Origin of the sequence: Paraburkholderia sp. GAS348 (assembly GCF_050434205.1) — a bacterium.
In the GTDB taxonomy this organism is placed as follows: Bacteria; Pseudomonadota; Gammaproteobacteria; order Burkholderiales; family Burkholderiaceae; genus Paraburkholderia.
Genome location: NZ_JBNPVT010000003.1, coordinates 191,472 through 215,920, shown reverse-complemented (window position 1 = coordinate 215,920; position 24,449 = coordinate 191,472). Strand labels below are relative to the sequence as shown.

The 24,449-nt window shown below is 62.9% G+C and carries 20 protein-coding genes and 2 pseudogenes; 9 read left to right on the top strand and 13 right to left on the bottom strand.

Annotated elements, in window-relative coordinates; genetic code table 11:
• The first annotated feature begins 133 nt into the window (after positions 1–133).
• The 3 genes from P3T22_RS06405 (at position 134) to P3T22_RS06395 (ending at position 2,832) form a co-directional block, all read left to right on the top strand.
• Positions 134–1,543: a cache domain-containing protein gene (locus tag P3T22_RS06405; protein ID WP_429324541.1), complete on the top strand. Its 1,410-nt coding sequence runs from the start codon at positions 134–136 to the stop codon at positions 1,541–1,543.
• A gap of 2 nt (positions 1,544–1,545) precedes the next feature.
• Positions 1,546–2,193, top strand: coding sequence for a response regulator (locus P3T22_RS06400; RefSeq protein ID WP_063499912.1), 648 nt, complete (start codon positions 1,546–1,548; stop codon positions 2,191–2,193).
• Positions 2,194–2,289: 96 nt separating this feature from the next.
• Positions 2,290–2,832: a hypothetical protein gene (locus tag P3T22_RS06395; RefSeq protein ID WP_429324540.1), complete on the top strand. Its 543-nt coding sequence runs from the start codon at positions 2,290–2,292 to the stop codon at positions 2,830–2,832.
• A 31-nt stretch (positions 2,833–2,863) separates the two neighbouring features.
• On the opposite strand, the gene P3T22_RS06390 is transcribed toward P3T22_RS06395, so the two are convergent.
• From P3T22_RS06390 to P3T22_RS06340, 11 genes and pseudogenes are all read right to left on the bottom strand, one after another.
• Entirely contained in the window at positions 2,864–4,054 is a 1,191-nt protein-coding gene (locus tag P3T22_RS06390) for an efflux RND transporter periplasmic adaptor subunit (protein ID WP_429324692.1), read from the bottom strand.
• 66 nt (positions 4,055–4,120) lie between these two features.
• Complete coding sequence (locus tag P3T22_RS06385) at positions 4,121–5,665, bottom strand: efflux transporter outer membrane subunit (protein WP_429324539.1); 1,545 nt, start codon at positions 5,663–5,665, stop codon at positions 4,121–4,123.
• A 152-nt stretch (positions 5,666–5,817) separates the two neighbouring features.
• A pseudogene (locus tag P3T22_RS06380) lies at positions 5,818–6,714 on the bottom strand (glycosyltransferase family 2 protein); the annotation flags it as partial.
• Positions 6,715–6,724: 10 nt separating this feature from the next.
• Positions 6,725–8,338, bottom strand: a complete 1,614-nt coding sequence (locus P3T22_RS06375) for a DHA2 family efflux MFS transporter permease subunit (protein ID WP_063499915.1) — start codon at positions 8,336–8,338, stop codon at positions 6,725–6,727.
• A complete protein-coding gene (locus P3T22_RS06370) occupies positions 8,335–9,675 on the bottom strand; it encodes a glycosyltransferase (protein ID WP_429324538.1) in 1,341 nt (446 codons plus the stop codon). The genes P3T22_RS06375 and P3T22_RS06370 overlap by 4 nt, the downstream gene beginning before the upstream one ends.
• Before the next feature lie 9 nt (positions 9,676–9,684).
• Positions 9,685–10,254, bottom strand: a complete 570-nt coding sequence (locus tag P3T22_RS06365; RefSeq protein ID WP_429324537.1) for a methyltransferase family protein — start codon at positions 10,252–10,254, stop codon at positions 9,685–9,687.
• Between the two features lie 137 nt (positions 10,255–10,391).
• Positions 10,392–11,231 (bottom strand): annotated as a pseudogene (locus tag P3T22_RS06360) (alpha/beta fold hydrolase); the annotation flags it as partial.
• A gap of 485 nt (positions 11,232–11,716) precedes the next feature.
• Positions 11,717–12,202 carry a hypothetical protein gene (locus P3T22_RS06355; protein ID WP_063499917.1) on the bottom strand — a complete coding sequence of 162 codons (486 nt, stop codon included), beginning with the start codon at positions 12,200–12,202 and terminating at the stop codon, positions 11,717–11,719.
• Between the two features lie 22 nt (positions 12,203–12,224).
• Positions 12,225–13,034: an H-NS family nucleoid-associated regulatory protein gene (locus tag P3T22_RS06350; RefSeq protein ID WP_429324536.1), complete on the bottom strand. Its 810-nt coding sequence runs from the start codon at positions 13,032–13,034 to the stop codon at positions 12,225–12,227.
• 180 nt (positions 13,035–13,214) lie between these two features.
• Positions 13,215–13,553 carry a hypothetical protein gene (locus P3T22_RS06345; RefSeq protein WP_063499919.1) on the bottom strand — a complete coding sequence of 113 codons (339 nt, stop codon included), beginning with the start codon at positions 13,551–13,553 and terminating at the stop codon, positions 13,215–13,217.
• 775 nt (positions 13,554–14,328) lie between these two features.
• A complete protein-coding gene (locus P3T22_RS06340; RefSeq protein WP_236721126.1) occupies positions 14,329–14,676 on the bottom strand; it encodes an FKBP-type peptidyl-prolyl cis-trans isomerase in 348 nt (115 codons plus the stop codon).
• A gap of 102 nt (positions 14,677–14,778) precedes the next feature.
• On the opposite strand from P3T22_RS06340, the gene P3T22_RS06335 reads away from it, so the two are divergent.
• The 3 genes from P3T22_RS06335 (at position 14,779) to P3T22_RS06325 (ending at position 18,276) form a co-directional block, all read left to right on the top strand.
• Positions 14,779–14,931, top strand: a complete 153-nt coding sequence (locus tag P3T22_RS06335; RefSeq protein WP_429324535.1) for a hypothetical protein — start codon at positions 14,779–14,781, stop codon at positions 14,929–14,931.
• Between the two features lie 131 nt (positions 14,932–15,062).
• Positions 15,063–16,352: an NRAMP family divalent metal transporter gene (locus P3T22_RS06330; RefSeq protein ID WP_063500834.1), complete on the top strand. Its 1,290-nt coding sequence runs from the start codon at positions 15,063–15,065 to the stop codon at positions 16,350–16,352.
• Between the two features lie 760 nt (positions 16,353–17,112).
• Positions 17,113–18,276: a hypothetical protein gene (locus P3T22_RS06325; protein WP_429324534.1), complete on the top strand. Its 1,164-nt coding sequence runs from the start codon at positions 17,113–17,115 to the stop codon at positions 18,274–18,276.
• A 792-nt stretch (positions 18,277–19,068) separates the two neighbouring features.
• Here P3T22_RS06325 and P3T22_RS06320 read toward each other — a convergent pair.
• Positions 19,069–19,581 carry a hypothetical protein gene (locus P3T22_RS06320; protein WP_429324533.1) on the bottom strand — a complete coding sequence of 171 codons (513 nt, stop codon included), beginning with the start codon at positions 19,579–19,581 and terminating at the stop codon, positions 19,069–19,071.
• A gap of 258 nt (positions 19,582–19,839) precedes the next feature.
• Between P3T22_RS06320 and P3T22_RS06315 the strand changes: the two genes are divergently transcribed.
• Positions 19,840–21,228 carry an FAD-binding oxidoreductase gene (locus P3T22_RS06315; RefSeq protein ID WP_429324532.1) on the top strand — a complete coding sequence of 463 codons (1,389 nt, stop codon included), beginning with the start codon at positions 19,840–19,842 and terminating at the stop codon, positions 21,226–21,228.
• Between the two features lie 206 nt (positions 21,229–21,434).
• Positions 21,435–22,025, top strand: coding sequence for a BPSL1445 family SYLF domain-containing lipoprotein (locus P3T22_RS06310; RefSeq protein WP_429324531.1), 591 nt, complete (start codon positions 21,435–21,437; stop codon positions 22,023–22,025).
• Positions 22,026–22,141: 116 nt separating this feature from the next.
• On the opposite strand, the gene P3T22_RS06305 is transcribed toward P3T22_RS06310, so the two are convergent.
• On the bottom strand, positions 22,142–22,684 hold the full coding sequence (locus P3T22_RS06305) for a YbaK/EbsC family protein (protein WP_429324691.1): 543 nt from the start codon (positions 22,682–22,684) through the stop codon (positions 22,142–22,144).
• Positions 22,685–22,897: 213 nt separating this feature from the next.
• On the opposite strand from P3T22_RS06305, the gene P3T22_RS06300 reads away from it, so the two are divergent.
• Positions 22,898–24,220, top strand: coding sequence for a YihY/virulence factor BrkB family protein (locus tag P3T22_RS06300; protein WP_429324530.1), 1,323 nt, complete (start codon positions 22,898–22,900; stop codon positions 24,218–24,220).
• The last annotated feature ends 229 nt before the right edge of the window (positions 24,221–24,449 follow it).

Below are 24,449 nucleotides of genomic sequence, written 5' to 3'. Positions count from 1 at the left end.
CGCAACAACGCACGCCAGAAGGCGCGCTACGCCGCGGGGATGTAGTATTCGCCTTCGTAAGCCTCCTCACAAGCGCGCAACTACGTAAGCCGGCTACGTAATACTACGTAGCCCGTCGGCCGTCCTGTCTACGATGAAACTCAAAGCAAAGATTGTCCTGCTGGCGATCGTGCCCTTCCTGGCGGCCATCGCCAGTATTGAAACCGGCGTGCGCCGGGAAGCCACGGCGCTCGCCGCAACGCAGCACGCGACCACTCAGGCCGCATACATGGCCAGCAAGGAAATCGAACTCAAACACTACGTCGAGCTCGCGACCACGGCGATCGCCCCGCTCTACAACGCCGGCCGCGACAACGCGCGCGACGATACGATGCTGCGCACCCGTGCGCTCGACATCCTCCAGAAAATGGATTTCGGCAAGGACGGCTACTTCTTCGTCTACGACATGCACGGCCGTTCGCTGATGCATCCGCGCGAGCCGGACCTCGTCGGACGCGACCTCTGGGCGCTGCGCGATCCGCAAGGCGCGCCGACGATCCAGCAACTGCTCGCCGCGGCCTCGGGCGGCGGCGGTTATGTGCGCTACGTATGGCATCGCCCGTCGACAGGCAAGCTCGCATCGAAATTGGGCTATGTGGTGCCGCTCGAACGCTGGGGCTGGATGATCGGCACCGGCATCTATCTCGACGATGTCGACACCACACTCGCTCACATCGATCAGGGCGCGGCGGCCAACATCGATCGCACCATGCAGTGGATCGATGCCATCGCGCTCGCCGGGCTCGCCGTGATCGCCTTGTGTGCGCTGGTGCTCAACGTCACCGAATACCGCAGCGCCGATGCGAAGCTGAAGCGGCTCGCGCAGCAGGTGGTCGAATCGCAGGAAAACGAACGGGCGCGCCTGTCGCGTGAATTGCACGACGGCATCAGCCAGATGATGGTCTCCGTGAAGCTGCTGCTCGAATCGGCGTTGGCGCGCTTCGAACGCAGCGACGTGCGCGTGCCTGCAGCGGAAGCCGCGCTATCCACGAGCATTGCGCGCATCGGCGATACCTTGCGTGAAGTGCGCCGCATTTCTCACGCACTGCGTCCGTCGATGCTCGATGACCTCGGCGTAGCCGCCGCTTTGGAGCAGCTCACGCGCGAGTTGAGCGACGAGTCCGGCATTCAGATCGGATTTACGCAGATCGCCCACACGCATGCAGCGTCCTTACCGGAAGCCGTGAACACCGTGCTGTTCCGTATCGCTCAGGAAGCGCTGACGAATATCGTGCGGCACGCACATGCATCCAGCGCGGCGCTATCGCTGGAAGTGTCGAACGACGCCGTCACGCTGACAATCTCGGACAACGGGCGCGGTTTCGACGTGGCGCACGCACTCGTCAGTCCGCGCGCGGGTGTAGGCCTGCGCAATATGCGCGAACGGCTCGACGCACTGGACGGCAAGCTGTCGCTCAGCTCGCAAGCCGGTCATACGATCGTGACCGCGCGCGTGCCAATGGTCGCGTCTGCGCTTCAATCGCCGGCCATGCAGGAAATCTGACTATGAACGACATGTCACTCGCCGTCGCACGTTTGATTCTGATCGACGACCACCCGCTTGTGCGCGACGGTTTGCGCGCCCGGCTCGAAGCCGTGCGCAACATCGAGATCGTCGGTGAAGCCGGCAATGCACAGGAAGCGCTTGCGCTCGCCGCCACCCACGAGCCTCATCTGGTGCTGATGGACGTCGGCATGAACGGGATGAACGGCATCGCGCTGGCCGGCCTGTTTCATGAGCGCTTCCCGGCGATTCGCGTGCTGATGCTGTCCATGCACGACAATCTCGAGTACGTGACCCAGGCAGTGCGCGCCGGGGCCAGCGGTTACGTGCTCAAGGACTCGCCCGCCACCGAAATCATTCAGGCGATCGGCGCGGTGCTGGAAGGCAAGACGTTTTTCAGCGCGGGACTGGGCGCGCGATTGATTCAGGCATCGGCGACGCAATCGCCCATCGAACGGCTCACGCCACGCGAGCGAGATATTCTCGATGCGCTCGCGGAAGGTCTCTCGAGCAAGCAGATCGCTCAACGCAACGACCTGTCGGTGCGCACAGTAGAGACGCACCGGCTGAATCTGAAACGCAAGCTCGATATCGAAGGTCAGGCCGAATTGATCAAGTTCGCCGTCGAATATCGTCGCAAGCGCCAGTGAGGGCCTGAGCCACCGCTGCATAATCTCCACTATGCAGTCGAGAATCAAACCGGTCGATCCGGCTACCCTACGCTCACAATCCCGGAGCCCAAGACGATGAAACGCCTGATCCAACCGCCACTGGCGAGTCTGCTGATCTGCATGGCCGCGACGCATGCCTATGCCGAGGCGCAGCGCATCAACCGCGGCCACGACCCGTTCTTTCAGATATCCAAAGCAATCAGCGACTGCCCGGTGCCCTTAGGCCCGCTCGAAACCGAGCAGGAATGGCTCGACGACAGCCATTACCGGATCGAGCGCGGCAATAGCTGCTGGGTGGAAGGCCGTTGCCGTCTGTCGAACGCGTACCTCTACGACGCGGAAATCGCCGACGCGGTCCAACGGCGTCTCGCCAACATCAACTACGCCACTCACTGGCGTGAACAGTCGACGCTGTGGCTCACACTGCAACGCCGCTTTATTTACGTGCAAGGCTGTGTCGCGCCGGGCTTCGACAAACAGACCTTCCTCGCGGAACTCGCGAAAACCGCGGACGTCGATCGTGTGATCGACGACACCACAAGCAACCCGCACGCAGCCTCACTACCCTATAAAACGCTTGCGGACCCGGACAAACCCGTGATCGATCCGGGCAACTAGCCAAAGTATGTCCGTGGCGCGAAGCGCCGATCTAATCCGCAGCACCGCCACGATCACTGTTGTCCCGAATGATCTGCGCGATCAACGTATCGGCGTCACGCGAAACGTTATCGTGGACGCGGGTACTTTGGCTGGCCGCCGGCGTGTCGTTGCCAATCAACTGGCCGCTGCGCACATGCGTATCCACCGACACCTGCATCGACAGGCCGAGCCGCAATGGATGCACCGCGAGTTCGACTGGGTCGAGCGAAATCACGATCGGCACGCGCTGCACGACCTTGATCCAGTTACCGGCAGCGTTCTGCGAGGGCAGCATCGAAAATGCGCTGCCGGTGCCGGCCGAGAAACCCTCCACGTGCCCCTGATACACCACTTGCGAGCCGTACACATCCGACACGATGCGCACCGGCTGCCCCACGCGCACGCTGCGAATCTGGCCCTCCTTGAAGTTCGCCTCGACCCACAGGCGCTCGAGCGGAACGATCGACATGAGTGCGAGCCCCGGCCCGACCTGCTGGCCGATCTGCACCGAACGCTGCCCGACCGTGCCGTCGACGGGAGAAACGACGGTGGTGCGCTGCAGATTCCGATAAGCAAGCCGCACTTGCGCGGCGGCTTGCAGAACCGGCGGGCTGGCTTCGACCGGAAATTTTCCGCCGAGCGCGCGGGCGGCGTCGAGCTGGACTTGCGCCGAGGCAAGGTTCGCTTGCGCGACGGCCACCGCTTCGCGGGCGCGCGCCAATTCCTCCGGCGACACCACTTCCACCGACGCATGATCGCGCGCCGCCAGCGCACGTTGCGCCAACGCGAGTTCGGCGCGGCGCGCGTCGATCGATTGCACGTAGAGCTTGCGCGAGATCGTCGCGTTCGCCACCTGCCGCACGGCGAGCGTCAGTTGCGCTTTGGCCTGCGCGAACGCGGCGGCTGCTTCGGCATCGTCGAGTTTGACGAGCGGCTGGCCCGCGCGCACCTGCCGCGTGTTGTCCACCAGAATATCGGTGACCGTGCCGGGTATCTGCGCGGCGATCTGCACGATGTTGCCCGCCACGTAGGCGTCGTCGGTCTCTTCGTAGAAGCGCGCGCTCAAACCCCAATACGTCAGCCACGCCACGCCGGCGAGCGCCACCACGCCGAAGAAAACGGCAAAGCGGCGCCGGCGCGCCGCCCGTTTCGAATCGTGCGCGTCGCTCGCTCTGCTTGCCGCGCCAGCCACGTTTGCCATGTTTGCCGGATTTGCCTGCCCCTGGGTCCAGCCGGCGGCATGCTGTGCCTGTTTATCGTTGTGCATTCAATCGAAGTGCGTATCCGTGATGCGTGCGTGAGAGGGAAAGGTCGGCTGATAGTGAGAGATCGGCGCGCCGGCCACCTTGCGTACGTCGAAACCACCACCGAGCGCACCGACCAGCGCGACCTGCAGCATTCTGCGGCGGCCCTGCAAATCGATTTGCTGCGCGCGTTCGTCGAGCAGGGACAGGTCCGCCAGCGTCACGTCCTTCTGCATGCCGATTCCGCGGCGATGCCGTTCCTCGGCGATCGCGACGATGCGTGAGGCCGCCTCCACCGCGCGAGTCTGCTCGCTAGCGAGCGTATCGACCGTACGCAACGAGGTCAGCTGGCGCGCGACCTCGCCGAGCGCCTCGTCGACGGTCTTGTTGTAAAGGCTTATCGCGGCGTCGACGTTGGCGTAATCGCCGCCGAGTTGCGCGCGCAACCGGGTCCGGTCGAAAACCGGCAAGGAGATCGCCGGGCCCACCGAACCGGTCAGCGCCGCGCGCGAGAAAAGCGCGGCGGGCGTCAAGGCTGTCAGCCCGGCAAAGGCCACCAGGTTCACGTCGGGATAGAACTGCGCCCGTGTAGCGTCGATGTTGGCAAGCGCGGCTTCGGCCCGCAACCGCGCTGCCACGATGTCGGGCCGGCGGCCCAGCAGGTCGACCGGCAGTTGCGCGGGCATCGGCGCATCGGCAGCCGCGGCCAGGTGCGGACGATGCAGCGACAAACCCCGCTCCGCGCCGCGCCCCGTGAGTACGCCGATCTGCAACTCGGTCAGTTTGATGCGTTCGTCATTGAGCGCCTGTTGCGAGGCGAGCCGGCTTCGCTTGAGTGCGGCGTCGGCCGAGTCGTACGCGTTATCGATGCCGCGCGCACCACGCTCGCGCAACACCGCATCGACGCTATCCCCGGCCTGTTGCTTTTGCAGCAGAATGTCCTGCGTCGCAAAGGCGCGGTCGAGCTCGCAGTAAAGCGTTACGAGCGCGACCGTTAGCGTGAGCCGCGCCTGCTCCGCATCGATGCGTGCCGCGTCCCGCGTGGACAGCAGGCTGCCAGTCAGCGCGGCATTCTTGCCCCACAAGTCGAGCTGGTAGCTCAAGCCGGCGAACAGCGCGGCCGGCGAAACCACCGGATCGTTGAACAACTGCACCGGAATCTGCTGGCCGCCGACGGATACGTTGGCCGCTTCGTCCGGCTGCGGCAAACGGGCCTTGCTCACTGTCGCCCCCGCCGTGCCGGTGAGGCCGGTGAGCGAAGCAAACTGTTCGAGTTGCGCCTGCGCGGCGCCCACCCTCGCCCTGGCGATCTGCAGATCGGGATTGTTCTGCAACGCTTCGGCGGACAATTCATCCAGTTGCGGATCACGGTAACGCTTGACCCAATCGGGCGCGGGCCATGCGCCGTTCGCGCCTGGCCCGATGGTCTGTGCGAGCGCGTCGGCGGATGGCTTGAGCGGCTGGACATTTGCGTGCAGGCCCGCATCGCTCACGCACCCAGTCAGCGCCGCTGCAATCAGCAGCAATGGCAGCAGCAGCGGCAAGGCGCGTGGCATAGGGAATCGCATAGGCCGCCTCATGAGTGCCGGGTACGAGGCATCGCGCGCGCTCCTGCCACCGGCGTATTCATTTCGCCAAGCCTCGCCGAGTCGGCCGCATTTACCGCATTTACCGCATTTGCCGCCTTAGCGGTCTTAGCTACGTTGGCCGCGAGGCGCGGACGCGTCCGTTCGAGTGGCCCCATTCGTCCGAAGAACCCATCGAAAAGACCCAGCGCAATCGCCTTGAGCTTCGCCAGCTTGTCTTTTTCCAGCAGCACGATCTGCACGATTTGCCAGAGCGTCAGCACGTTTGGCACGATTGCGACCGGCAGGCGCATGCCATATTGCAGCGCCAGCTGCATCGCGTTTCGGGCGCTGTAATAGCGGCGGAAACTGGGGTGATTCATCGTCGTCAATTCCAGGGAACCCAGTTTGTGACGGCGCCGCGAGCCGATCCGATGCAGCAGTACGAGTGACGGCACCACGTACACCGGCACATTGCGCAGCAGTGCACGCAAGCAGTACTCGGTATCGACGTGGTCGATAAAAAGCGCTTCGTCGAAGCGGCCGAGCTGGGCGAACGCCTCGCGCGAAACGACACAGCCGGACGAAATCAGAAAGGCGCAGCGCTGCAGCGCGGCGTCGGCCTGTATCGGCAGCCTCTGCACCGCCAGGCCGCTCGTCGCGAGCTCGGGCAGGAAGCGTTGATCGTTTTCATCGAAGATGCGCGGGCCGACCAAAAACGCCCGGCCGCTCATCGACGCGCACCGGTCGCGCATCACCGCGAAGTAGCTGGCTGGCGCCTCGGAATCCTGGTCGAACAGTGCGACCGCATCCACGCCTTCGTCAAACAGCGCACTCAATCCACAATTGAAGGCGCCGGCAATGCCGTTGCGATTTCCGTGATGCAGCACAGCGACGCCCGCCTCGCGCAGCATCATCGCGGCGCGCGCGTCCGGCAAGGGCGAATTGTCGACCACCAGCAAACGATCAGACGCCGAGCGCATCGCCACCGCGCGCGCGAGCTGCTCTTCACTCGGATGAAACAGAATGATCAATGCGCCCAGAATCGTCATGCGAAGCTCCTCAGTGACCTAAAGCCATCGCCGCGCCGCGCTTCGGACGCGTAAGCCACATCATCGCGGCGAGCACGAGGCAGGTGATGCTTGCCATGTAGAACATGTCGCCGGTCGCCATCATGTAAGCCTGTTGCTGCACGACGTGATGCAAGGTGGTGAGTTCGCGCGCGCCGTCGATACCCATGCCATGCAGACTCTGAACGAAGCGCTGCGTGTTGCCGGACGATTTCGTCACCGACTGCGCGACGACGTCGTAGTGATACAGCGCGCGGTTATCCCATAGCGTGACGCTCATGGCCGTGCCGAACGCCGCCGATAGCGTGCGCAAAAAGTTCGACAGGCTGGAGGCCGCGGCGAGCTTGTCGTCGGACACGCGCGAAAGCGTCGCCGCGGTCAACGGAATGAAGAAGCACGGCAAGCCGATGCCCTGGATCAGACCCGGCGTGATGATCTGCGTAAAGGTCATGGTCAGCGTGAAATGCGCGTCCCACCACAACACGGCCGCAAACAGGAGAAAGCCGAACGTCGCGAGCACGCGCGCGTCGAAACGCGCCGCATACACGCCGACCAGAATCGAGAACACCAGCGCGAGCACCCCGAGCGGTGCGGTGGCGAGCCCGGCCTGGTACGCCGTGTAGCCCATCACGGCCTGCAGCCAGAGCGGAAAGATCACGCCGACCACCGAAAAGCTCATCATGCCAAGCGAAATGATCAGCATACAAAACGAAAACGTGCGGTCGCGGAACAGGCTCAGATCGATCACCGGATGCCGTTCACCCGCCTCCCAGATCAACAGCGACACGATCGCCAAACCGGCGACAATCGCCAGCGTGAGGATCAAAGGTGAATCGAACCAGCCACGATCGTGACCGAGATCCAACACCGTTTGCAGCGAGCCGACGCCGATGACCAGCAAGAGAATGCCCGGCAGATCGATCGGCGCAGCCTTGCCAGCGGATGCGTCGGGGCGCAGCAGCGTCATGCACACCGCGAACGAGAAGATGCCGATCGGCAGATTGATCAGAAAGATCCACGGCCACGAGAAACTGTCGATGATCCAGCCGCCGACCACCGGGCCGAAGATCGGCGCGAGCAGCACCGTCATCGCCCACAGAGCGAGTGCCACAACGCGCTTATCCGGCGGAAAGGTACGCAGCAGGATAGTTTGCGAAAGCGGCACCATCGGTCCGGAAAAGAGCCCCTGCAATGCCCGGCATACCACCAGAAGGTGGAAGTCGCCGGCCACGCCGCATAGCAGCGACGTCAACGTGAAGAGGATCACCGCTCCGAGGAACAGCCGCGTTTCGCCGAGCCGGCGCGAGAGCCAGCCCGTCAAGGGCACGGCGATGGCTGCGGCCACGGAGTACGAGCTGATCACCCATGTGCCCTGACTGTTGGACACGCCGAGGCCGCCGGAAATAGCCGGTACCGCGACGTTGGTTACCGTCGAATCCAGGACTTCGATGAAGGTGGCCAGCGACAGCGCGAACGTCAGCAAGGCGAGCTGCGCACCGCGCATGCCGGGTACGCTGCGCCCGGCGGCAGAATCCGGGCCGGGGCCGGGGCCATGCGCCGCGCCGGCCGGCGCGGCGCGCTTCGGCAACGGCGTGGCGGCGCTCATACGCTGTGTCCGCTGGCTGCCAATGCCGGCAAAGACGCGCGGCCGACGGTTTGCGCGCGCACCCTGGTCCGCATGAAATCTTCGACATAGCGTGCGGCTGCCTCGCAACCATCCGGCGACGCCCCGAGCCGGTCCTGCACGCGTCCGCACTGCGTCGCGATTGCTGGGCTGCCGAGCACTTGCTTCAATGCGCGCGCGAGAGCCTGCGGCTGCAGCGCCCTATCGAGCCGAACACCACAACCGCTCGCGACGACCCGCTGCGCATTGTCGAACTGGTCGTGTGCGAATGGCGTCAGGACTTGCGGAATCCCGGCGGCATACGCAAGTGCTGCCGTGCCGATGCCGCCGTGATGCACCAGCGCCCGGCAGCGCGGCAACAGCGTCTGCAGCGGCACATAACGCCGCCTGAGCAGCACGCCTCGCGAGGCTGCACGCATATCCGCCCGAGCGGCGGCCGCTTCGGCTCGAGGCGCATCCGGCGTCAAAAGAATGCCGCGCAGCCCGCCTTCCATCAGCGCCGCGCTCACTGCGCTCGCATAGCGATCCTGATCGATCAAGGTCGAGCCCGCTGTGAAAACCACGGGCCGCTCGCCCGCAGCGAGAAAAGCGTCGAGTTGCGGATCGGGCGCGGTCGCAGCCGTGTCGTTGAACAGCGGAAAGCCGCTGAGGCAGCGCGGCGCCGGCCAATCCGGCTGAGCTTGCGCGAACCATTCCGGAAAGAGACACAGCACGCCGTCGGTCGAATGCAGCCACTCGCCGAAAATGCGCCGCGCCGGTGCGAGCCCCAATTCCGCGCGTACCGCGTTCAATGTGGGGCCACAGACCTTGTCGAGCGCCTGCCGCTCGATCAGCCGCAGCAGCGCGGTTTTTACAGCCAGCGGCAAGCCGCGCGGAATCGTCAGCCGCGGGTGTGTCGGCGGCGCATGCGCGGAGAGCAGGGTCGACGGCGACACCTGCACCGACACGAACGGCACGCGATACAGTTCCTGCATCAGCCGCGCGGAAAAAGCCCACAACGTGCCGACCAGCACGGTGTCGCTATCGGTCAACGCAGCCAGTGTGTCGAAATGCGGCCGCAGCGTCGGTGCAATCACCGCCCACAGCGTGCGGAACGACGTGCGCGGATGCCATAGCGCCGGGTTCGCCATGGCCGCCTCATATTCGGCGGCGGTGCCGATCGGCACGAATGCGAAACCCTGGCGCGCGACAGCCTCAGCGAACGGCGCATGCGTGCAGAAGACGATCTGGTGGCCGCGCGCAGCCAACGCCGCGCCGATACCGAGCAAAGGATGCACGTCGCCCGCCGAGCCGATCGCGGTGATGATGACTTTCGTCATTCAGGCAGCTCAGAAGAGACCGGGAATCAGCGCGGCGACGTCGCGACGATACTGCGCATACGCACGGCCAAAGTGACCGGTCAGCCAGCTCTCCTCGACCCGCACCTTGTACGCCAGCGACGCGAAAATCAGCAATAGCCCCGCCGCGCCACGCCATTGCGCGCCGATCAGCACCGCCCCCAGAAGCGCCAGCAGGCAGCCGGTATAGATCGGATGACGAACCAGTCCATAGGGCCCGCTGCGCACCAGCTCATGCCCTTCCTTCAGCGTGACCGACACGCTCCAGTTGGTGCCGAGATGCAGCCGCGCCCACACGGAAAACGCAAGGCCGGCCAGCAGCACCGCGAAGCCGGCCAGTTGCAGCGGCCCGACCGCATGTGGATCAGCAGACAACGCCGCTGTGTTGAAGTCCGGCAGCACGATCAGCGCGCCACCGCCAATCAATGGAATCGACTGCAACGTGCGCGATCGTGACGCCTCCTTGCGCGCGGTCTCCTTGACGCGGTTCGACGTCGCGACCCAATACAGCAGCCACAGCGCCCACGGTACGACAATGGCAATGCTCTGAGCGATATTCACGGTAGTTCGACCTGTTGGAACGAGTGATCGGCGGTGGCCTGCAACACGACGTTCGCGACGTTTGCAATGGCGGCTTGCTGCACCGGCATGATGGGCGAGCGGGCGGCAAATGCGTCGAAGCAGTCGAGCTCACGGCCTGCCGCCGGCACCCGAGCGGCACCGAAGTAATCGAAAATCGCCGTCCTGACCTGGCGCAGCGCGGGCCGTCCTTCGAGATCGAGGAAATGCCCGGCCTGCTCGATCGTGAGAAACTCGGCGCGCTTCAGATGCGCGCTGAGCGAGCGGGCGTCCTCAGGCGTGGTGTAGTCGTCGAGCTCGCCGTTGAGAAATTTCAATCCGCAATCGATGTTGCGGAACTCGTGCAGATAGTCCTCGGGGCGGATGGCCAGAATCTGGTCGACGTGAAACGCCACCTGGTCCTGCTCATCGCGCGGCAGGGTAGAGAGGTAGCGGTAGTTATAGAGCTTCATGATGCGCGGCAGATGCCGGCCAACGGTATCGTTGAGCAGCTGCGCGGCCTTTAGATTTTCGCCGGCGGCGATGTGGTCGCGTGCCGCGGTTACATACGCGGTCATCGCCCCGTTGAGCCGCGGCGAGAACGAAACAATCACCGCGCGCCTCACACTAGTGCGCGCCCGCGAGAGCGCCAGCAGCGACGCCACCCCGCCCCACGACACCGACAACAGGAAGCTCGGCTCGAATAAGCCTATTAGATGCAGCAGAATGTCGACTTCATCGTCTTTTGTCAGAACGAAGTCGCAAACGTTATGCGCTTTCGATTGACCCGCATAAGGTAAATCGAAACAAATTGGGTTATAGCGTTCGCCGAGGTATTTGATTGTCTGTCCGAACGACGCCGTGGTGGCCAGCGCGCCGTTGATCAGAATGACACTCTCGAAGGCCGGATCGAATACGTGACGTTCAACGTAGACTTTCAGGCCCGCCGGTAGCGGAACAAGGAGTTTTTCGATGGGCATGGCGTATTCGCATGCACTTGCGCCAGGCAAATGCGTACCGATACCGCGCCCGCACTCGCGGACGCCTTGCGGCCGGACTACCGGGGATCAGGCCCATGTGACTTGCCTTGACGCCGGCAAATCCGATCCGCGACGACCGCTGCTGCACCGAAAACAGGTTCACTCAACGTGATCCCTGCCGGCTCTCTTTGACGCGCGCCTGAACTCAGGTTCGCTTCAATCGAGCGTTCGATGCCTCGTAATGTTTTTATATGTAATTTGGAAAGCGTTGCTTCAATCTCTGCCGCACGCCATTCGTTGACACCAGTCTGCTCTTGCTGCGTGAAGACTTGATGTCAATACGCGATGACGGAAAGCTTTTTAACATATTTCAAAAATAAAAGCTGAAAATGTCACTGAGGATATGTTCGAAATTGGCAGGGAAAATGTTATTGAAAGGAAATGGCATTGAGTTCCGCAGCCATTGCGCCACGCTACTCAAGACACTACCGGACCAGCGAGAATGCTTCCCGGCAGGCGATCTCGCCGGCGCCGTACACGCCGACCACCGTATAGTCCGACGCCACGCATTCGAACGTCGAGCCCTGAAACGTGATGACAAAATGGCGCTGCGCAGGACCGGGCGAAGTGACGGCCGAAATCTCGGCGGCCAGCGACGAGTTCATCACTTCGTGAACCGAGTACCCGGTGAGCCCAAGCGAAGCGAGCGGATGGATCTCGAGATCGATATCGCCGGGCGGCCCCAGTCGATGAAACACGGCGTCGGGAAATAGCACCGTGCAAAACGGATCGTCATCGGAATCGAATGGTCCGAACTGTTCAAAGTCGGATTCAGCAATTGGATAGGCCAGAATCACCCGGCGGTCGCTGGTGACAATGAATGGTTCGGCGGCGTCGGCTGCCGGATGAGGAACGGAGTCCAGCAGGACGACATGGTCTTCCTGCTGGGGTGACTCGAGCGTGCTAATCATCTACTTCGCGACTCCATTGCGCTCACGCGCCGGCTTGCACCGTCGAGGTTTGCGGCGCTGCGGCAGCGCTCGTCGCGCCGGCATTGCCTTTGCTCACCGTCTTGCGACCCGGCACTTTCTTTGCCGCCGCGGTTTTCTTCACGGCAGCCTTCTTTGCGGTGGCTTTTTTCACAGCCGGCTTGGCGGCGCTTTTCTTTGCCGCGGCTTTTTTAGTTGCCGCAGTGCCCTTCCTGGCGGCCGTTTTGGACGCCACCGCCTTTTTCGCCGTTACTACTTTGCCGGCGGCGACATTGCTGGCCGCCGCGCTATCGATCAGAAACCTGGTTCGGTCTTTGACCGTTGCGAGCCATGCCGGCGCCGGACCGCGCCCGCTCCAGGTGGCGCCGGTTTTCGGATCGAGGTACTTGGGCGGTTGCGCGCCTTTAGGCTGACCTTTACTTCCGGCTTTGGCGCGAGTGACTGCCGCCTTTGCCGCGGGCTTCAATTCGCTAGCGCCTTCAATCAGGAATTGAGTCCGGTCTTTCACGGCGGCAATCCAGGCGGGTGCACGCCCGTGGCCCGTCCAGGTCGCGCCCGTTTTGTTATTGCGGTACTTCGGAATCGACTTGCCTGCGCCGGCGGCTTTTGCCTTGGCACCTGCAGCATGCCCATTCAAGGCGTGCGCGGCGCGTTTCGCCTGTGCCTTTGCTTCGATATCTGCGGTAGTCAGGCCATGCTTGAGCATCAATTCGCGAATCTGGTTGACCGCGACTTGTGCTTTCCTGGCAATAAGCGTGTCAGCTTGCGCCTGGAGCTTCTTAAGCTTTGCCTGGATTTGCTCTAACGTGGGCATTTGATTGCTCCTTATGTGGTAATCGATCGAACTATGCCACGAATAGCGCCAGAAAGGCAGATCTACGCGGCTATAAAGGCAACCGGTTTTACACTGGAACGCATCCAGTGGAGTACGAACCTTTCGAGTCCACTACCCGATAGTCCCATTCTTTAGTCTTTTCGATTGCTGCCCAACCACTTAAGTCGGCGTAAAAACGACAACCTGGCGGTCGGCTATATATCTCACACTGCGCATGAATCGGTACTGTTGATCGTCGGCGGTTATCCGGTTGAGTCCCAACTGCGTCAATGCCAGCATCTCGTCGGCCTGAAAGGCGGCCACTACGCCGTGATCCGTCAAATCCTCCAGAGCGCCGGACGGATTGCCGACATAAACACTGCGCACCTGCGTGCCGATCCGCATCAGAACCACGCTCTCCCCTTCGTCGAGCGCCAATTCGAGATAGCCGGCAAGCGTTCGTAATGAATCCGGCGTGCTAGTCTGGACCTGATAGATCGCAGCATTCGATGGCGTCATTTCTGTTTCCCCGTCACCCACGTCAAGAGAAGCCGGCCGCAGTGCATTACGGCAATAACCGCTTCTACTATAGGCAAGCATTCGGAGATTCAAAGGGCGGCAGTTCATTTTTTTGCTGGTAATCCCGTGTTACCAATCTTGCAGCGGTGGTTGGCGCGGTGGGCGGCTGCCTGGTGGGAAAACAGATCGCGAAGAAGCAAGCGGAAGAACGGGCCGTGCAACATCAGCAAGTGAGGGCGGAATAGCATGCACTGTTCACGCAATCCGCGGTCCGCGGTCCGCGGTCCGCAGTCCGCAGTCCGCAGTCCGCAGTCCGCAGTCCGCAGTCCGCAGTCCGGTAGAATCTCCTGTGTCGTCACAAAACGGTGCTCCTTGACGGCGTCGTGGAAGCGCCGGCAATCACTTTTCTCAAAGACTTCGCTCCACCGGGGGCGGTCCCCGTGGCCCATGCGATGTGGGTTGCGCTGCCGATTAGCGCTGCGACAATCGGACGCTGAATTATCCGGTTTGTTTTTTCTTCTGTAGTCGGCGTCGGCATGATCGTCGTTTCCACTATTGTGTATGTGTCGATGCTATGCGCGCCGGCCGAGTAAGATCAGAACTTCTTTTCTTTTAGAAAAACCACGCGATCGAATAGACGTCAGCGCCGATCGCCGCGCGAGCACCTCGAGCTTCGTCACGGATAGATTTCAGCGGGCAAATGCATTGCCCTGAAAAAGAAAAACCCCACTTCGATCTCGGAGCAGGGTTCAGTCTCAGCGCGTTTGGCGCCGTATTACTTGACGATTCCAACGAGTTCGACTTCAAACGTCAGATCGCTATTCGGCGGAATCGCGCCGACGCCGCGCTCGCCATAGGCAGTGGCCGCCGGGCAGGTCAGCTTGGCCTTGCCGCCGACTTTCATTTTTTGCACACCTTGCGTCCAGCACGGAATCACGCGATTGAGCGGGAAGGTTGCCGGGCCGCCATGCTTCGCCGAGCTATCGAACTCGGTGCCGTCAGCGAGCGTGCCGCGGTAGTTGACCTTCACGACATCGTCAGCGGCCGGCTGGGCACCCGTGCCTTGCGTAAGATGCTCAACGATTACGCCAGAAGGCAATTTTTCAGTAGTGGAAGCGGCCATCGCCGTGGAAGAAAGAACAGCCGCGGCGACCAAAGCAACGATAGATTTCAAGGCAAGTCTCCAGGTGGGTGGTGCGCGTCATTGTAGCGGATGACATGTCCTATGCCGTCGCCCAGCGCTGCAAACAATCCCGGACGCGGGGGCAATTGCGCCGCAAGGCCGGGGGTGCAGGTGCAGGTGCAGGTGCAGGTGCAGGTGCAGGCACAGGCACAGGCACAGGCACAGGCACAGGCACAGGCGCAGGCGCAGGCATAGGCACAGGCACAGGCACAGGCACAGAGAATGCTACTTCCCGATGAGCGACGCGTACCGTTGCCACCAGACGCGCACGCGCGCTTCTATATGAGCGGCAGCTCAACACCGGTTCCCTTTGCAGGCGGATGACGATGACCACTGAAAACCTGGAACCGGAACTTGTCGTTGAAGACATCGACGAACGCTCCTGGATGAAGCGGCTAGGCCCTGGCCTGATCACCGGCGCCGCGGACGACGACCCGAGCGGTATCGCCACCTATTCGCAGGCCGGCGCACAATTCGGCTTTGGACTGCTATGGACGTTGCTGATTACTTACCCGCTGATGGTGTCGATACAGCTGGTCAGTGCGCGCATGGGGCGGGTGACGGGTAGCGGACTCGCAACCAATCTGCGCCGCCACTACCCCGCTCCGCTCCTGTATCTCGCGGTACTGGTTCTGCTGGTGGCCAACACCATCAATATCGCGGCCGATCTCGCTGCAATGGGCGCCGCCGCCAAACTGGTGATCGGCGGCCCGGTCCAACTCTACGTCGCGTTGTTCGGCACAGCATCGCTGCTAATGCAGGTATTCATTCCATACGAACGCTACGCGAACATTCTGAAATGGCTGACGCTCGCGTTGTTCGCCTATGTCGCCATCATCTTCGTGATTCCGATCGATTGGAAAGCCGTCGGCCTGAGCATCGTGAAACCGCCAGTCCAATTGTCGAGTGACTATTTGACCACCGTGGTCGCAGTGCTCGGGACGACGATCAGCCCCTATCTCTTCTTCTGGCAAGCGTCGCAGGAAGTCGAGGAGATCCGCTCGAAACCGGCTGAGCAACCGCTATTGCGCGCGCCGCTACAGGCGTCCGCACAACTGAAGCGAATCAATACGGACACGTGGGTCGGGATGGCCGTGTCGAACGGCGTGGCATTTTTCATCATGCTCACCGCCGCCGCCACGCTGCACGCGCACCACATTGAAGTAAAAACCACCGCCGATGCCGCCAGCGCGCTCAAGCCGATTGCCGGCAACATGGCGTTTGCGCTGTTCAGTCTCGGCATCATCGGCACGGGCCTGCTAGCGTTGCCGGTGCTGGCGGGTTCGGCCGCTTACGCGGCTGCGGGCACGATGAAATGGCGCAACAGCCTGGCGTTGCAGGTGAATCTGGCGAAGCGGTTCTATGGCGTGATCGCCGTAGCGATTCTCGGCGGCATTGCGCTCACGTTCATGCGGCTCGACCCAATCAAAGCACTGTATTGGAGTGCGGTGATCAACGGCGTCGCGGCCGTGCCAATCATGGCGCTGGTCATGGTGATGGCGGCGAGCCCCAAGGTCATGGGCCAGTTCGTGGTAACCGGCTGGTTGCGCTGGCTCGGCTGGATTGCGACCGCGGCAATGGGGCTCGCTGCGCTCGGCATGTTCTGGCCGACCTGATTGCGCCCGACGAAAATCGTCGATCGAATGGCAGGGCGAATCGCTGTGCCGCTAACTGACGCCGGATGGCTGGCGACATCGGCCATCTCTATCGAGGTCGAAGGCGTTTGCGGCGGCACTTCTCGGGTCACCGGTACTGCGGCTTGCGCCGCCGCACGCGCAATAGCATGTATAACTAAATATATTGAGGAATTGAGTAGTGAGACAGGAAGACATCTTCAACATCAGCATAGCTTTCGCAGCGAGTCTTCAGACGTCGAGACGTGTGAATCCATGCAATCGAGCGCTCGACTGGCCAACGCGTTTTGCCGAGGCGGTTGTCATTGCACAAGCCGATTCTTGCGAGTACCTGTGTGATGCCGCGCGCTCAAACGTTGTCGAGCCGACTCCGATCCCGCGGATCGCGTCGAGCGAATGCTTGCCGAACTTGAGAAGGTAGGTGACTGAAGCGGTGCGACAAGGGGCTCGGGGTAGCGGTTGGCTTTCCTGCTCGGGAAGATGTGCAGGGTGTAGGGGTTCATCGCACCGGCGGAGTTGCCTTTGGGTTGAAGGCGAATCCGTCGATGGGATTTTTTACTTTCTGAAATATCCCGCATTGGTTTCTCTGTTTCTTTCTGTTTCTCTTTTGCGCGGGATTGGCGGGCGTGAGGGTGAGCGGATGGTGGGCTATCCGCTCACGTGATCCCGGCCGGGACGTCAGCGCGGGAAGCCGTTTGCCGGCTGCCGGCTGCCCGCGCGCTGAGGAGCGCCCGCTGCGTCAGTGGCCGCGGCCACCGCCGTAACCACCGCCATTGCCGCCGCTGCCGAAGCCGCCGCCGTGGCCCTGGCCGCTGCTGCCTTTGCCGCCGTCGCCGTGACCACCATGACCGCCGTCGCCGTGGCCGCCATCGCCTCGACCACCATCGCCATGGCCACCGTCGCCATGACCGCCGTCGCCATGGCCGCCGGCACCGTGGCCACCGTCGCCATGACCACCATCACCATGACCGCCATCGCCATGGCCGCCGTCACCATGGCCGCCATTGCCATGACCGCCGTCGCCACGGCCACCATCGCCATGGCCGCCGGCACCGTGGCCACCGTCGCCATGACCGCCGTCGCCATGGCCGCCGGCACCGTGGCCACCGTCACCATGACCGCCATCACCATGACCGCCGTCGCCACGACCACCATCGCCATGGCCGCCGGCACCGTGGCCACCGTCGCCATGACCGCCATCGCCATGACCGCCATCACCATGACCGCCATCGCCGTGGCCGCCATCGCCATGACCGCCGTCTCCATGACCTCCATCGCCATGGCCGCCGTCACCACGACCACCATCGCCATGGCCGCCGTCACCACGACCGCCATCGCCATGACCGCCATCGCCGTGGCCGCCGGCACCATGACCGCCATCGCCATGGCCGCCGTCACCATGACCGCCATCGCCATGGCCGCCGTCACCACGACCACCGTCGCCATGACCGCCGTCACCATGACCGCCATCGCCGTGGCCGCCATCGCCATGACCGCCGTCGCCATGGCCGCCGTCACCACGACCACCATCGCCATGACCGCCATCACCATGACCGCCATCACCATGACCGCCGTCGCCATGACCGCCGTCGCCGTGGCCGCCATCACCATGACCGCCGTCGCCATGACCGCCATCACCATGACCGCCGTCGCCATGACCGCCATCACCATGACCGCCGTCGCCATGACCGCCATCGCCATGACCACCATCGCCATGGCCACCATCGCCATGGCCACCATCTCCGCCGTGGTGTCCGCCGTGGTGTCCGCCGTTACCACCGCCGTCGCCATTGCCGTCCGTCCCACCGCTTCCCGTCCCGCCACTACCAGTCCCGCCACTTCCCTCCCCGCCACTGCCTGCCCCGCCCTTCCCCCCACTGTCACTCCCCGCGCCCCCTGCACCTAGTCCAGCCGCGCTCGACCCAGTCGCCGAACTTCCGCTGCCGTTGCTGCTCTGTGAGCCCGAATTCGAACCCGAATTCGAACCCGAACCCGACGTCGACCCCGGACCCGCGGCCGCTGACACGCCACCGCCGCCGGCCGCCCGCGATCCACCGTCCTCCTTCTTGCAGGCAGGCGCACCGGATAGTGCACAACCGATCGGCGATGCTTGCGCAACCATCAGCTTCGTCGAATCTGCCGACGGCGCCTCAGGTGCCGCCGGACTCGTTTGAGCGCCCGCCATCGCCGCATAAAGACTCACAGCAACCGCCAATACTGCTTTGCCTGTCCCCAACGCCCGCGCGTCCCCGCTCTGCTTCTTCATTTCATTCTCCTAAACATATATCTCGAAATACGGATCCAGATAAGGAGTGAATCTCTGTTCGCTGTTAAAAAATTAAACTTCAAAGCCCGGTCGACATTGCCGCGCGCCGCACGAACATAGCGTGACGCTCGACTTCTCTCCCACGAATAATCCCGATCCGAATTGAAGTGATCCGGGACGAACGACTCGCTGCGCGCGAACAAAGCTTTGAAAAGAGCACAGCAGGACCCGATTGACGTTGAAGTTATGCGGAGCGCCCACCAGTGACCGTGCGCTAGCCCACGCAATGCGATATTGATGGCCTTTTGCCGATTAATTTCGTTGCGCACCTGGCAAAGAACGTCAATTTCCGCGCTTCTGAAACGCCGTAAATTTCTGCCTTTAGATACGCAGTCCAAACTATTACAGCCATTTGACGAGTGGATCTCTTCATCAGATGAATAGAACAGCCGCAAACTGACCTATCACCCGCAGGATGCGCAGTATCCGAGGAGAGAAGTAGACCGTGACGCGAATAAACGTTTCATATAAGCGTTTGTCCGGACACAAAAGAGAATTTGCAAAAATGGAAGTGAGGGCAATCACACAGACAATGCAAATCACTGGCCAAAATCTGATCGTGGACGGCATCTTCACGACGACCAGGTCGAAACCCACGCCGTCCGTCGCCGACCGGACATATCGCTCAACCGGCTGCGCACGGTAATCGATCGGCGTAACACCGAGCGCCTCGACCACGCCGCGTTCGCGTTCGCGTTCGCTAACTGTCGCAAAGACCTTCGCACCGGGCGCGAGCGCCAACTCCACTGAGACATATCCGACATCGCCCGCCCCGCCATGGACGAGCACCGTTTGCCCTGCCCGCAAATGCGCGCAACCGAAAATGCCAGCTTTCGGGCACAAAAGTGTCGCCGCGCAGCCACCACCGCGGCGCGCAACCAACACTTCTTCTCGCGGCCTTTTCTCGAAGCATTTCCACCATACGTTGCGGCGGCAACAGCCATGACCCGCGCCGCGACGCCGGACACTTGCCGCACGCGCTTTCGCGCGGCCTCGATCGCAGACACGGGTTTACCTTTGTTTGACTTACGGAAGCAGAGCCGTTTACTGGACGCAAATTGAACCTGTCCAGACGCTTTCAATTTACTTTGTTCAGTTCAACGGTGTTGCGAGAGCGTCTCCCACTATGTCTGGAGGTGTGTCATGGTTAGCGTGTCCAGCAGCGCCGCTGAAGAACTCAAGGCCGCGATCCGAGGCGAATTGTTGCTGTCCGGCGACGCGGGTTTCGACGAGGCCCGCAGCATCTGGAATGCAATGATCGACCGGCATCCGGCGATGATCCTGCGCTGCGCCGGCGTGGCCGACGTGTGCCGCGGCGTAGCATTCGCGCGCGACAACGGTCTGCCGCTGGCGGTGCACAGCGGCGGCCATAACATCGCCGGCACCGCGCTGTGCGACGAAGGTCTCGTGATCGACCTGTCGCCGATGAAATCGGTCTATATCGATTCGGCAGCGCGGCGCGCGCATGTCGAGCCTGGCGCTACGCTGGGCGATTTCGACCACGAAGCGCAAGCGTTCGGGCTCGCCACGCCGCTTGGCATCAACTCGACCACCGGCGTAGCAGGTCTGACGCTGGGTGGCGGGTTCGGCTGGCTGAGCCGCAGATATGGCATGACCGTCGACAATCTGATTTCAGCGGACGTGGTCACCGCCGACGGCGAGCTGCTGCACGCAAGCGCCGACTCGCATGAAGATCTGTTCTGGGCGATTCGCGGCGGCGGCGGCAATTTTGGCGTGGTGACGCGCTTCGAGTTCGCGCTGCATCCCGTAGGGCCACTCGTATACGGCGGCCTCGTCGTGCTGCCGCTGGATCAGGCGAAGCATGCCCTGCACCAGTACCGCACGGCTGCGGAACAGATGCCGGACGAGTTGAGCGTATGGGCTGTTTTGCGGCTCGCGCCACCGCTGCCGTTCCTGCCGCCCGAGGCGCACGGCAAGCCGGTCATCGTATTCGCGATGTGCTACACGGGCCCCGTCGAAAACGGACCGTCCGTGGTGGAGGCCGTGCGCGGCTTCGGCACGCCGCTCGGCGAACATCTTGGGCCGATGCCGTACGCCATGTGGCAACAGGCGTTCGATCCCCTGCTTACACCGGGCGCTCGTAACTACTGGAAGTCGCACAACCTCGACGGCATACCGGACGGCCTCATCGATGCGCTGCTCGATGCGATCAACAGGCTGCCGTCGCCGCAATGCGAAATTTTCTTCGGGCAGATCGGCGCACAGACGAGCCGGGTGCCGGTCGAAGCCACAGCCTATTCGAGCCGCGACACGCAGTACGCGATGAACGTGCACGGCCGTTGGGACGACGCGAGCGACGACGAGCGCTGCATTGCCTGGGCTCGCGCTTTCTTCGACGCGGCCGCACCGTTCGCGCTAGGCAGCGTGTACGTCAACTTCATGACACAGGAGGAAGGCGGCCGGGTGGCTGACGCGTATGGGCCGAACTACGAGCGCCTCGTCGCCGCGAAGAACCGCTACGACCCGCAAAACCTGTTCCGCCACAATCAGAATATCCGCCCGGCGGCGTAGGGATCGACGGGGATGCGGCGTTGAACGCCGTGAATCCCCGCGCGAACGTCAGCGCATGATGGCTGTCTGATGCACAACCCGCGGCGTCAGGCACGCCAAATGCTGGTTAGCAGGCATGCGGGCTGGCGGCGTACGGGCTTACCGGCGCCACGGCACGCAACGTCGAACAAAAAACGCAACCTTCATCATGCACAAGGAGAACCCTCATGCGCAGACGACAATTCATCATGACCACGAGCGCCGCTTTGGCTACGGCGGGTCTTGGCCTCGCCGGCTGCACGACCACGTCGCCATCCTCGAGCGCGTCGTCTTCGGCGAACGCCGGCAAGCGCGACACGATCAACGCCGGCGTCGACTCCACCCTGTCACGGCTCTACGCGAACGTCACAGGGTCGCGTGAACTGGTCGACAAAGCGCGCGGCGTGCTCGTGTTCCCGTCGGTGATTTCGGCGGGCTTCTGGGTCGGCGGGCAATACGGCGAAGGCGCGTTGCGCGTGGCCGGCCGCACGACGGGCTACTACAGCACCGTTGCGGGTTCGTTCGGTTTGCAGATCGGCGCGCAGTCCAAAGCGCTCATCTTCCTGTTCATGACGCAAGACGCGTTCGACACATTCCTCAGCAGCCAGGGATGGGCAGCAGGCGCCGATGCAACGGTCGCCGTGCTGAAGGTCGGCGCGAACGGCGCGGTGGATACCTCGACCGCCACCAGCCCGGTGGAAGCTTTTGTGCTGACGAATGGCGGCCTGATGGCCGGTATATCGCTCGAAGGCACCAAGGTCTCACGTCTGATCATCTGAGCAAACGCGCATGCGAGACACAGTCACGCAGTCACGCATCCGGCTGCGTGACACCGCTTGCGGCGTTACGCGCACCATGCGCGCCGAAACATCGAATATGAGCGCAACTGGCTCGATCACTGCCCTTCCGGCAGCGCAAGCGAGGCAACTTCACAGCGCGGCCACTGCCGCAGCACCTCGGGCGCCAACAGCAGCTTGGCCGCTCGCACCCCTGCCCCCATCACGATCTGGGTACGCTCCATAACTGCGGCGTCGACGAGAATACGCCAGTCTTCCGGCAAGCCGAAGGCAGTAATTCCGCCGAACTCCATCCCGCTATGCTCCACGGCGGCCTCCCGTTTGGCGAACGAGAGGCGCTGCGCGCCCAGCGCAGCTTTTACCGCACCATTGATGTCCAGACGCAGCGAACCCAGCGAGACCAGCGCCGCGTAATGCTCGGCGCCCGCCTTCTTGTAGCGGATCACGATCGTGTTGGCGCAGTCCTCGAGGCCGAAGCCGTAGCGCGCACTGAATTCGGCGGTGTCCGAAGCGTCGTCGCTAACGGCAAACACGGTCACGCCCTGGGCCGGCAGATTCTCGACGACATGCGCCGGCAAATGCGCGCTCAGTTGTTCCGCGGGAATGACATCCAGTTGCTTGACGAGTTCGTGCGAGTGCATGGTGATAAGAGTGTGAAGGTCCAGCGGCATTCTAACGGCACCCGTGCCTGCGGCGTATCGCGCGCGCATGCATGCATGCAACGCTTGTTATAGTGACAGGCACACAGTTTGCACAAGGCGTCGATGCGAAGCCTGCGTTGACGCCGCCTCATGCCACCTCAACGGCACGCGCGTGGCGTATCCGGCGCCACCATCCCATTGAGAAGAACGACCATGGACATCGACACGCTTTCCGCCGAGAAGCTCCGATTGGTGGCCCGCCAGCAGGCCAATTGGGCAATCGGCGCATTCAAGCAGTTTGCCGACGACCGCTGCGCGGCCATGGCCGCCAGCATCGCCTTCTATGCGGCATTCTCGCTCGCGCCCACGCTGGTCATGGTGATCGCCGTGGCAGGCTGGTTCTTCGGCGCCGCAGCCGCGCGCGGCGAACTGTTCACCCACATTCACGGCCTGCTCGGCGACCAGGCCGCCGCGGGCGTGCAAACCATCGTTGAGAACGCCCATCACAGCGGCAGCGCCGGTGGCATCGCGGCGATCATTTCGTTCTCGATGCTGGCGATCGGCGCCTCGGCGACCTTCTCGTCGCTCAATAGCGCACTCAATCTGGTGTGGCCATATACCGGCCCGCGCTCGTCGAGCGTGATCGCGATGGTGCGCGTGCGGCTGATTTCGTTCGGCCTGGTGCTCGGTGTCGCGTTCCTGCTGATCGTCTCGCTGGTGCTCGATACGGTCATCACGTTCGTCGGCAAATGGCTGTGGGGCGACTCGCCGTACGTGGTGATCGGCAATCTGCTGCAACTCGGCGTCGGCTTGCTGGTGCTGGCCTTCGCTTTTGCCGGCCTGCTGAAGTTTCTGCCGGACGCCAAGGTGCGCTGGGTCGATGCGCTCGTCGGCGGGATCGTCGCGGCCGTGCTGTTCTCGGCCGGCAAGAAGCTGTTCGCGCTATATATCGCGCACGCGGGGATGGCGAGTTCGTTCGGCGCGGCCGGCTCGCTGGCCGTGCTGCTGATGTGGCTGTACTTCTCCGCGGCCGTACTCCTGCTCGGCGCGGAATTTTCGGCGGCGCGCGGGCGCGTGCACGATCCGCGCGGCGGCTGGGGCATGCAGGAAGAGTCGCCGCCGGGCAGCCGCGCCAAGCTCGCTTCGGTGCTGGCGGCATCGACGGTATCGGCGGATGCTGTGCCTCGCATGGAAGATCGCGAAGCCCGTGCTGCCGGGTTTGCGCCTGCAACTGGAGCAGCCGCTTCTGCGCTTGCCACCGCTGCTCCAGCGTCAGCTTTGTCACGAATGCAAACGCGGAAGAAGACTTCCGCACGAGCGGCCGCGGTCAAGCTCGGCCGTACCGTCGTCCTTGCCGAAGCGCAGGCGACACACTTCGCCGCCGTCACGCTCGTAGAAGCGGGCCGCACCGCCGTTGCGGCCGATCGCTATGTCAAACGGCATCCGTGGACCTCGGTGCTGTTTGCGGCAGCGGCCGGCCTGGCAGCCGCTGCCATGGCGCGCCGCAGCGGGGACGACAACAGCCGGCGCGAGTAGGAAGTGCGGCGGCTCGGCCAAAAATTGCAATCACAGTGATTGCAATGCTCACAACGCATAAATTCTGTCTAGCGCGCCCGTCAAGCGCGACGCGGCTCCATTTTTATACGGGCGCTGCACAACGGCTGCAACAGTTAGACGACTAGGTTACAAAGACCATTCAAACAAGTGTCCAAATCGCAGGTACCGAAGCCGTCACTGTCAACCAAACAACAATAATGCGCAGTCA